Here is a 10612-nt window from a genome sequence, read left to right on the forward strand (position 1 = left end):
AAAGAACTAACCGGGCATTTACTGTAAAACTATCATCAATTTCAGGTAAATGGTCTAAATCATTTATTTCTAATTTTCTAATCAAAAGGCTCATTATTTATACTCCTTTAAGTATAAGTATTAACGTTTCATCCCCCTCTACCTTATACTAAATAGTTGTCGCAATTCCTGCCACAAATAAACTTATTATTGCTAAAAATGGCGTTCCGACTATTGCTCCTCTTAAGTGAAATATATAGTCTTTATACCCCTTCATCCCTTCTGTACTAGGAATAACAACAAATCTTGGAGTAATCCAGCAAAATATAAGCCAATCAATTATAAATAAATCTACTAAATTGAAAGTCATTACAATCCCAAAAGTATGTAAATAGGCCTCAATATACAATAATTTTTCATGTTGATGTAGTATATACGTAGAAACTAAAGGCGTTCCGAAGAGAATAATATTGTAAATAATTCCGAAATAATACGTTTGCTTTTTTTCATTTATCGATTTTGGCAAAACTACTTTTTGAATATCTTTCGGATAATCATTTAGCCAAAGACGAGGATTATAATATAAAGACCCTAATGTCATAATAGATAGTATAAAAGACATAGAAATGCCGACAATCATCATTTGTTCAATTTGCCCCACAAATTAGTCCCTCCTTATTTGCAATTGTTACGTACGTAATTCACTTAATTAGACATTGTATGCATGTTGTGACCTGAAAATTAACAAACTCCTTTAGTAAAATCATTATCATTTGATTTCTCCTAACGCCCATTCTTATTTCTTGCAATATGGTTGCAAATTTAATACAGTGAACATCTAATTAGTGTTATTCACCTTCTCTAATTATTTCAGAGTAAATATTTATTAATTTACATAAAGATAGGATCGGTGAAACGAATGAAAATCGAACATATAGCAATTTGGGTAAATGACTTAGAATTAATGCGTACTTTTTATACAAAGTATTTCAATGGTAAAGCAAACTCTTTGTATTATAATAAAGCGAAACACTTTGAATCTTATTTTATTACGTTCGAATCTGGAGCAAGGCTTGAACTTATGCGTAAAAAAGGTATAGAAAACGAACCTAACCTTAATATAACTGGCTATGCACATATGGCATTCTCTGTCGGTAGTGAAGAACGTGTAAATGAATTAACTTCAACATTAAAAGATGAGGGTTATCCTTTATTAAATGGACCACGTTTCACTGGAGATGGTTATTACGAAAGTGTAATAAGTGATCCTGAAGGTAATCAAATTGAAATTACGATTTAACTTATCTTTTTCTTTTCTGAAGAACAAATGAAAATTAGTTTGGAGGAATCATATGCATAAGCTACATTTCAAAAAATTTGAAACAACAGACTTTAATCAATACTTTCAGCTCGTATCAAACGAAAAAGTGATGGCACAAATTACTGAGCGCGCCATTCCTTTAGAGGAAGCACAAAACGACTATAAAAAATTATTAATGCGCAATGAAAAACATAAACTGTATGGATCTTATAAAGTTTATAACAGTGCAACAAATGAATTTATCGGACTTGGACATATAACAGTAAATGAGGATGATTTTAAAGAAGCTGAACTTGGTTATATGATATTGCCGGAGCACTGGGGAAAAAGATATGGTAGTTGTATCGCAAGAGAATTAATTGAAATAGCGAAGCAGACAGATGTAAACGTACTAAAGGCAATTATCGATCCAAACAATATCCCCTCTCGAAAAATTTTATTAAACGCTGGTTTTACATCAGATACAGTTTGTGAGATTGATGGATTACCTGGGGAGATTTTGATTAAATATATTTAACTAAATAAAAGGCAATACTACTTCTCGACCACTAGTAGTATTGCCTTTTTCTCTTTTATAATTATAGGGACCCCCTTATCGTCTTTATACAAATTAAATTATTATGTCTACTACACTTTGAACTAAAGAGATAAGAGCTTGCTTTGTATCCTCATCTGTAACTTTTGCATCATCACTAAATTTAGTGCGTACAGATGGGATTAATAGCGACCCATTTTGAACGACAATTGTATCTAGCATACCTAGCGTAAGTAATAATGACTCATGGGCTTTATCCCCTCCCGCAATCGACGGTGAAGCTGTTATAATAGCAACTGGCTTTTTATAAAGTTCCGCTGATGAAACAAGCCACTCTAAAGCATTCTTCAAAACTCCTGGAATACTTTTTGCGTACTCTGGTGTACAAATAATAAGTGCATGAGCTTCACTTAATGTCTTTCGAAATTCTTCAACAACAACCGGTGCCCCAACTCGATCTACATCCGGATTAAAATGAGGAAATTCCTCTATTCCATTATAAATAGTGTAATCTATACCTTCTGGAATAAATGCTGCTAAAGTTTTTAATATGTTTGTGTTGGATGATCCTTCCCTAATACTTCCTGAAATCGCTATGATTTTTTTGTGTATACTCATATGATCCCCTCCTACAAACATCATACTTATGCAGCCATAGAAAAATCAAAAATATTGAACTATTTAACAAGCTGTACATTCATCAATTTTATTTACATAATAATATTATGGTTTATTTTTAACCTTTTATAAAATTAGGTAAGGAAACTCCATATTTGTTATCCTATTTGAGAACGGACAAATCATGTTTGTAAATGGTTTTCACGACTATTATGAATGTTGGCCAGCTGGGGTCCAATGTGAGGATTTGCTTGTAGTTGCTGCACCTGTTATCAAAGGTGAAAAGTGGGTTATGACGCAATGGATGAGTAGAAGAGCATTGTTGTAACAAGTAAATTTACCGACTTTATCATTTTAACCGAGAAGCCCTCCTCCTCTAGACCAAGTGAAGGTTGGGATAGTTCAATTCCAATCTACAATTGAAGTTTTTTGTGAAATTCATTAAAAACATACAAACAGCCATCGTTTCATGGAATGATGGCTGTTTCTGTTTACCATTATACATAATCTTAACTTGGTGGCTGCGTTATTTATAACAGCCGATCAACCTTCCTACTATACAATAGAAAACATCATGTACACTCCAACAACGAAGAAAACGGCTAATGTCTTAATTATCGTAATACCAAAAATCTCTTTATAAGCTTCTCGGTGTGTTAATCCTGTAACTGCAAGTAAAGTTATAACTGCTCCGTTATGAGGGAGAGTATCCATACCTCCCGCTGCCATTGCAATTACACGATGCAGCACATCTAACGGAATATCAAAGTTCGCTGCCGCTTCAATATATTTATCTGCCATTAAACCTAATGTAATACTCATTCCACCCGAACCTGATCCCGTCAGACCGCACAAAATATTCGTCATGACCGCTCCGCTAATTAAAGGGTTTGAAAATGTACCTGTCAAAGAATTTTGAATCATGACAAATCCGGGTAAAGCTGCTATAACGGCACCAAATCCATACTCGGCTGCAGTGTTCATGGCAGCTAAGATTGAACCACTTACGCCCACGCTTGTAATAGATTGAAACTGTTCTTTTACCGCTTGGAAGTTTAATAATATAGCAGTAAGTATTCCGATAAGAAGTGCCATTTCCACTGACCAAATACCTACGACTTGTCCCATATCAATCGTTCCGTACTCCTTCAAACCTATAGATGCAAAATCAAATCCCTTTGTATACCAAACTGGGATGAATTCTGTAAAGACTTTATTCATCACTCCGACCAGTACAAGCGGAAGAAAAGCTATCCAATAACTAACTGGAATAACATCGCTGGAAACAATAGGCGCTTGCACCAATTGCGCGCTAGTTGTGGCAGCCAGTTCAGAAGTGGCACCGCTTTTTCCGAAGTACCCCTCTCCCTTAGCGGCAGCCTTCTTCCTGCACCTTTCCAAATACATCATGCCACATATAAAGATAAACAGTGCTCCGATAATCCCTAATGTAGGAGCTGCATAAATATCTGTTTTAAAGAACGTAGTTGGAATAACATTTTGGATTTGAGGTGATCCAGGAAGTGAATCCATCGAAAACGTGAATGCACTGAATGCAATTGTCGCTGGAATGAGACGTTTCGGAATATCCGCCTCGCGAAATAATTGCGCCGCAAACGGATAAATCGCAAATACTGCGACAAATAAACTGACACCACTGTATGTAAGAATCGCTCCCATTAACACGATGGAAAGAATAGCTCTTTTCACGCCTATAAAATGGATGATAATTTTCGCGATTTTTTCTGCTATTCCAGTGATTTCTACCACTTTACCGAATATCGCTCCAAGCAAAAATACAGGAAAATATAATTTTATGAATCCGACCATCTTCGCCATAAAAACATTAGAAAAGAATGGTAAAACATTCGCCGGTTCCGTTAAAAATACAGCCAACAAAGCACATAACGGAGCGAATAAAATGACTGAGAATCCTCGGTAAGCTACAAATATAAGCAAGCCAAGCGATAGCAATACAATCAATAAATCCATAACCGCATTCCCCCTCAATAAAATAGATTCTCTTAAATTTACTTTACACCCTTATATATATATATTATTGCAACACCTGCCAGAGGCAGGCATTACTTTTTGTTATTTTATTTATGATGAAAAAGCGGTACCCTCTTTTCTATAAAAGCCTCCACTCCCTCTCTTACATCACTCGTTTGAAATACATGGCCGAAATTCTCAGCTTCTATTTTTAGCCCGTCCTCAAGAGAAGAAGATAATCCCTTATTGATAGATTGCTTCATCAAAGATAAAGCAGGAAGGGAAAATTGAGCCATCTTCGCGGCTAGTTCCTTCGCCTTATTCAGCGCTTCGCCACGCGGAACAACATGATTCACCAAACCAACTCGCCAAGCTACCTCGGCAGTGAACGGTTCACCAGTGAACATCATTTCTTTCGCACTTGCAGTTCCTATTAATCGAGGCAAACGTTGCGTGCCTCCCGCACCTGGAAACAATCCTAACTTCACCTCTGGAAGTCCGATTTGGGCATGTTCTTCTATAATCCGTAAATCACATGATAAGGCTAATTCACACCCGCCCCCAAGCGCTAATCCGTTAATAGCAGCGATTACAGGCTTCGACAATCTTTCTATTTTATTTAATGGATTCTGAAGCCACAATGATTTTCCCTCTGCATATTCATTCCCTTTCCCAATCCATTCCGGAAATGACTTGATGTCTCCTCCTGCAACGAAGGCCTTTTCTCCAGCGCCAGTTAGAAGTACAGCAATTACTTCATCATCCCGTTCGATTTCATCGACCACCACCGTCAGTTGCTCAACCACAGCACCGCTCAATACATTCACAGGAGGATTATCAATGATGATTGTCGCGATTCCTTTTTCTTTGGACCATGTAACAACCCGCTTATTTTCCAATTCAATCCCTTCTTTCCAATATGTAATGAGATAAAAAGCAAACTGTTTTACTCCCCTTCAGCACATCAACTCGTTCTTTTAATTACATAGCCGACCTGTTCGCGATCCCAAGCAGTACTGATTCCTTCCTCCTTCAGCTTGAACTTCTGAATCCGTTCCGTCGCGGTTTTTGGGAAAGTTTCACTGAACTGAACATATCGCGGCACCATGAAGTAAGCCATACGTTCTTGACACCAATCTATAATCTCTTCATGGGACATCGTTTCTCCTTTCTTTACAATCACATATAATTTGACATCCTCTTCTCCCACTTCCGATGGAACACCGATGGCCGCTGATTCAAGTACTTTCGGGTGATTATTCACTACCTTTTCGATTTCCCAAGAGGAGATATTTTCTCCACGCCTCCGGATACACTGTTTGATTCGATCGCAAAAATATAAGTAACCTTCCTCGTCTAGATAACCGCGATCTCCTGTATGGAACCATCCCTCCTTCATCGCCTCTTCTGTTTTATCCCGCATTTTATAGTAGCCTTCCATGAATGCTTGTCCCTGTAAGGAACGTATAAAAATCTCTCCAATTTCACCAGTCCGCGCTTCATTTCCATCCTCATTGATAATCTTCGTCTCTACGTAAGAATAAGGCTTTCCAATAGAAGGCGGCTTATTGGCATTCAATGGATTCGTTACACAAAAACCCGTCGTTTCCGTTAATCCGTAACCTTCTACAATCTGGACGCCAAACCTCTCCTCAAACGGCTTCCAAAATTCCTTAGGCGTAGCAGCACAAGCCGTCACCCTTACAAAATTTTCATTATCGTTTTCCTTTTCTGGTTGCTTGCAGAGAATAGGAATCATAGATCCTAAAGAATTAAAAATGGTTGCGCCATGACCGCGAATTTCATCCCAAAATCCAGAAGCACTAAACCGCTTGCCAAGAGCAATTGTTGCATTGGAAGAAATAGCACCGAGTACTGTATGGGCCTGGGCGTTAATATGGAATAACGGCAGCGCTGTAAATAAAATATCTTTCGAACTTGCGCCAACCATATAGGTGGCAAATGACTGCGCAGAATTTACATAGGCAGAATGACTTAACATGACCCCTTTAGGTAATCCAGTCGTTCCAGAGGTATAAAGAATACTGTTAATAGAAGAGGAGGAAACAAATTCAGTTGGAAGGTGATGATTATTTGTATTCAGTACATCTTTCAATTCGATTACCAGCGGTTCTTTACCATCGTTCAAAATGATTGCGCTTTCATCATTTCCGTAAACGACAATTTGAATGTCCCTTTGTATAAATGGCAAACAAGAAGCAATTTGAGGAACAAATTCCTTATCAACGATAATCAGCTTGCAATCAGAGTGAGATAAAATATACTGCAAACCTTCCCCTTTTAAATGCACATTCAGAGGCACCGCAATTGCTCCCATAAAAGATAAAGCAAACCATACATCCAGATATTCAGGAGTGTTATGAAGCATAATACAAACCTTGTCACCTTTTTGAATACCGAGCTCACAAAATCCCGCTGCAGCTTTTGTAATTCGATGATAGAGCTCCTCATACGTAACTCTTTGTTCTTTAAATTGTAAATAGACCTTACTTGGTGTTTTTTCAATACTTTGCATAATAAAATGTGGCAAACTGTGATTTTCCAGCATTGAATTCCATCCCTTCTTGCTATAATCTTTTTTATTTATATAGCAAGAAACATGCCAAAAATCGACTCATTCTCTATTCCCTTATTCCTTCAGGGATATACCCCGTTCTCCCTTACATGTCCACCTTCATATGTCGCATTTGCGCTACAAATGATTACAATCATGTCGCATCTATAAGAAAGTGTCGCAAAAAAGAGACAGTATATATTACTGCAAACCAAACAAAAAAAGGGCCTGTTTGCCCTTTTTTCCCTTCATGACATTCCATATTTTTCTATTTTTCGATATAAGCTAGCCCGATGAATCCCTAAAAGCTTGGCTGCCTCTTTTATATTTCCAGCTGTCTTTTCCAAAGCCCTTGTAATCACCCGTTTTTCAGCCGATTCCACTTCCTCCTGCAGTGAATAACTCATCTCATTCTTCTCTTGATCCACCGCAAATATTTCATGATATAACTCTTCTTCCAAATCTTTTTTCCGCAAATATACAGGAAGATGATGCACTTGAATAATCATTCCTTCTATAACATTCATCGCTCGTTCTAACACATTCTCTAGCTCCCTAATATTGCCTGGCCAATCATGCTCCATGAATATATCCCTTACTCTCTCATCCAATGAAAGAACGCTACTACCCAGCTCCCCATTCAATTTCCGAATTAAAAATTCCATTATATGTATCATATCTTCCTTTCTCTCTCGTAACGGAGGAATATCGATCGCAAACACATTCAATCTATAATATAAATCCTCCCTAAATTCCCCTCTTTGCACCATTTCACGAAGATTTCGATGTGTCGCCGCAATGAAACGGACATCAATCTTTTGAATTTTCGTACCACCAATTCTTTCAATCTCTTTCTCTTGCAACACACGCAGCAACTTCACCTGCATGTCCAAAGACATATCACCGATCTCATCTAAAAACAACGTTCCCTTATGGGCCAACTCAATCTTCCCAGGCTTACCACCTTTTTTCGCTCCTGTAAAAGCCCCCTCTTCGTATCCAAATAATTCAGCCTCCAAAAGATCCCTCGGAATCGCAGCACAATTCAAACGAATAAATGAACCCCTAGCACGCGGACTTGCACGATGTACCGCATGCGCAAAGAGCTCCTTCCCTGTACCGCTCTCTCCTCTTATCAAAACGGTAGACCGACTTTTAGAAACCTTCAAGGCCATCGTTTTAACTTCTTTCATTTTCGCACTCTCTCCTATAATACTTTGAAAGGACAACCTACCTTCTTGCAACCGCTGTAATTCAGTTTGATAGTAAGATAACTTTGATTCCATTGCACTAATCTGATCCCCCAAAGCTTTAAACTGCTGTATATCATGAAACATAATTTTACCAATCGCACCAATAACCTCACCGTCCTTAACAATAGGTATGCGAGTTGCGATAATATTCCGATTACTTATACGCTGGATATGCCCAATTTCCACCTGTCCCGTCTTCACGATAATATGCATCCTCGTATTCTCAACAACCTCCGTACAATGCTTACCTATCGCTTCCTTTGGATCATCAATCCCTAAAAATTGTGCATAAGAACCACTTAAAAAATTGACAATCCCTTGTTCATTTACCCCTAGAATACACTCCGACAGTAAATTCAAGGCATTTTCATACCGACTGATGATACTTTCCAAGGACTGTATACTTTTTTCCTTGTTTTCCAAGATGGCAATTGACCCATCTTCTTTCCCGCTCTGATATACACGGGATTCATTCATAATCAATACTTGGTTTCCCACCTTACACTCGTACTTGTACAAACTATCATTTTGATTCACTACTAGCTTTTTACGATCAGGAATAATCGTTGATATATGCTTACCTATTATTTCATTTTCTTTTTTATGTAACATGCTGCAGAATGGTTGGTTGCTGAATGTGATGATTCCATCATGACTTATGACAGCAATTCCGTTATTCATTACCTGAAGAGCCTGGCTTGTTAACTGCAAATTCATTCTTTCATCCATATGCATTTGGAAGCCCCCCCTATCAAATTGTGCTCTTTCTCGCATGTATTATATATTCATTTTAAACATTTACTTTCCTTCGGCTCTTCCGTTTGAAGTAATAATTTCTTGAACCAGTAATATAGCTGATTAACCGGTAGGTTCTTTTTTGACACCTGTCAGGTTTTAATAATCCAATTTCTTTAAATCCTTGGATGTAAGAAGATGAATCTCATGGGCTATTTACAACTTGTAGGTGAGGAATATTTGACGCTTACCTTAGATACCTAATGAGTTTTATGAAAAGTAAAAAACAGTTGATGGAGTGTCTTCCATCAGCTATTTTAATTACGAATTTTGGTGATGAAACCCATAATTATTAGATTTACTTTAGCATAGCTTCTTATCCCCCAATCCCCAACTAAACCATCTCCCATGCCCTTCCGTTTCCCCAACAGTTTCACAATATTCGTTTCCGTTAATATAATAATCAATATGAAGGTCCCGGTCCCACATATTGTTATATAGGTGGAATACATCACGTTTTGCACCGATTTCTTTAATTTGTTTTTCTAGCGCATGTTTTACTTGCTTAGGTATTTGATTTGCGACGTGTGTATGGAAAATGCAGATAACAGCATCTTCACTTATTTGTTCAATAATAGATGGCAACAGCTCTACACCGTCTCCTTCTATTAATCGGACGGATTCATTTTTAACTAAAGATGCTGCTTGATCGAACAGTTCAAGTCTTTCTTTATGTTCTGGCCAAATTAGTGCACGTAGCCATAAATAATCTTCCTCATTATGTAAATCATTCACATGTAAATCAAGCCCGATTCTTTCTACGACAGGTGGACTTTGTTTTAGAAAACGGGGCACATTCTCCCCTCTTATTTCAGAGGTTAAATGTACATTCGAATTTATATTTCCATATGTTTCATCTGTTCCGTACGAATAGCTATATTGGTCCCAGAACAGTTGTAATCCAGAACTTGTACCAATTTCAATTATCACTAACGGTTTATTCACTTTGTTAAATATGTAGCAGAAACTTGGGTATAAGTATGCACATCGTCTTACTTCATTCGTTTGAACGAGTTTCGTTTGTAATAAAGTAATGATTTCTTCTCGGTACTCATTACAGAAATCTTTAAATTGTTCAAAAGCTTTATCTAAATTTGTTTTAGCATTTTCAACTAAGCTACTATAATACGTTTTTAAATGATGGTCTTTTCCTTTTAGCAATAAATAATGTACTGCACCTAATAATAAGTTTGGGATTGGTTGCCCTACTTGAGCGTAGGAAGATAGTGTAAGTACTTCCTCATCTTCAGAAATCTTCATTGATAAGTATTCGTATAAATCACTTGATCCTTTACATTCCTTGATTGAAAAATTTCGAAATAAGTTTGCGACTTGTTCTTTTGTAAGCATTTGTATCCCTCCTTGGTTATTTTCAGAATAATCTTATCATTTATTTGTTATTTACTCTATTTTTTCAAATTAGATGTTACAAAAATAGAATTTTACTAGTTTCCAAAGATAAAACATAAAAATAGAAGTTTTTTTGGGATAACATCAAAATGGAATTCTTCTCCAAATTCCGCTTTACTACTATGCTTTTTACC

General features: G+C 37.1%; 9 protein-coding genes and 1 pseudogene. 2 read left to right on the forward strand and 8 right to left on the reverse strand.

What is annotated here, in order from left to right; translation table 11 throughout:
• Together AB3X48_RS12830 and AB3X48_RS12835 are read right to left on the reverse strand one after the other, a co-directional pair.
• A pseudogene (locus AB3X48_RS12830) lies at positions 1–94 on the reverse strand (GNAT family N-acetyltransferase); the annotation flags it as partial.
• A 54-nt stretch (positions 95–148) separates the two neighbouring features.
• A complete protein-coding gene (locus AB3X48_RS12835) occupies positions 149–640 on the reverse strand; it encodes a hypothetical protein (RefSeq protein ID WP_016105178.1) in 492 nt (163 codons plus the stop codon).
• A 258-nt stretch (positions 641–898) separates the two neighbouring features.
• Here AB3X48_RS12835 and AB3X48_RS12840 point away from each other — a divergent pair, with 258 nt between their 5' ends.
• Entirely contained in the window at positions 899–1279 is a 381-nt protein-coding gene (locus AB3X48_RS12840) for a VOC family protein (protein WP_016105179.1), read from the forward strand.
• A 52-nt stretch (positions 1280–1331) separates the two neighbouring features.
• Positions 1332–1817: a GNAT family N-acetyltransferase gene (locus tag AB3X48_RS12845; RefSeq protein WP_016105180.1), complete on the forward strand. Its 486-nt coding sequence runs from the start codon at positions 1332–1334 to the stop codon at positions 1815–1817.
• A 93-nt stretch (positions 1818–1910) separates the two neighbouring features.
• Here the strand turns inward: AB3X48_RS12845 and AB3X48_RS12850 are convergent, their stop codons facing one another.
• From AB3X48_RS12850 to AB3X48_RS12880, 6 genes are all read right to left on the reverse strand, one after another.
• On the reverse strand, positions 1911–2453 hold the full coding sequence (locus AB3X48_RS12850) for an NADPH-dependent FMN reductase (RefSeq protein WP_088099155.1): 543 nt from the start codon (positions 2451–2453) through the stop codon (positions 1911–1913).
• Between the two features lie 555 nt (positions 2454–3008).
• Positions 3009–4445 carry a GntP family permease gene (locus tag AB3X48_RS12860; protein WP_016105182.1) on the reverse strand — a complete coding sequence of 479 codons (1437 nt, stop codon included), beginning with the start codon at positions 4443–4445 and terminating at the stop codon, positions 3009–3011.
• A 107-nt stretch (positions 4446–4552) separates the two neighbouring features.
• On the reverse strand, positions 4553–5344 hold the full coding sequence (locus tag AB3X48_RS12865) for an enoyl-CoA hydratase (RefSeq protein ID WP_002161387.1): 792 nt from the start codon (positions 5342–5344) through the stop codon (positions 4553–4555).
• A 65-nt stretch (positions 5345–5409) separates the two neighbouring features.
• The gene (locus AB3X48_RS12870) at positions 5410–7014 is read right to left on the reverse strand and encodes an ATP-dependent acyl-CoA ligase (RefSeq protein WP_088099156.1); all 1605 of its coding nucleotides are present in this window, start codon (positions 7012–7014) and stop codon (positions 5410–5412) included.
• A gap of 254 nt (positions 7015–7268) precedes the next feature.
• Positions 7269–9008 carry a sigma-54-dependent Fis family transcriptional regulator gene (locus tag AB3X48_RS12875; RefSeq protein ID WP_016105184.1) on the reverse strand — a complete coding sequence of 580 codons (1740 nt, stop codon included), beginning with the start codon at positions 9006–9008 and terminating at the stop codon, positions 7269–7271.
• A 363-nt stretch (positions 9009–9371) separates the two neighbouring features.
• Positions 9372–10418 (reverse strand): DUF2332 domain-containing protein, encoded by a 1047-nt coding sequence (locus AB3X48_RS12880; RefSeq protein WP_016105185.1) that lies wholly within the window; start codon positions 10416–10418, stop codon positions 9372–9374.
• Positions 10419–10612 lie beyond the last annotated feature (194 nt).

The organism is Bacillus sp. S4 (assembly GCF_040838205.1).
GTDB lineage: Bacteria > Bacillota > Bacilli > Bacillales > Bacillaceae_G > Bacillus_A > Bacillus_A cereus_U.

What these genes read in the sequence shown, in the direction of transcription:
- AB3X48_RS12840 (WP_016105179.1), top strand. Translation starts at nt 899, where the DNA reads ATGAAAATCGAACATATAGCAATTTGGGTAAATGACTTAGAATTAATG.
- AB3X48_RS12845 (WP_016105180.1), top strand. Translation starts at nt 1,332, where the DNA reads ATGCATAAGCTACATTTCAAAAAATTTGAAACAACAGACTTTAATCAA.
- AB3X48_RS12850 (WP_088099155.1), bottom strand. Translation starts at nt 2,453, where the DNA reads ATGAGTATACACAAAAAAATCATAGCGATTTCAGGAAGTATTAGGGAA.
- AB3X48_RS12860 (WP_016105182.1), bottom strand. Translation starts at nt 4,445, where the DNA reads ATGGATTTATTGATTGTATTGCTATCGCTTGGCTTGCTTATATTTGTA.
- AB3X48_RS12870 (WP_088099156.1), bottom strand. Translation starts at nt 7,014, where the DNA reads ATGCTGGAAAATCACAGTTTGCCACATTTTATTATGCAAAGTATTGAA.
- AB3X48_RS12875 (WP_016105184.1), bottom strand. Translation starts at nt 9,008, where the DNA reads ATGCATATGGATGAAAGAATGAATTTGCAGTTAACAAGCCAGGCTCTT.
- AB3X48_RS12880 (WP_016105185.1), bottom strand. Translation starts at nt 10,418, where the DNA reads ATGCTTACAAAAGAACAAGTCGCAAACTTATTTCGAAATTTTTCAATC.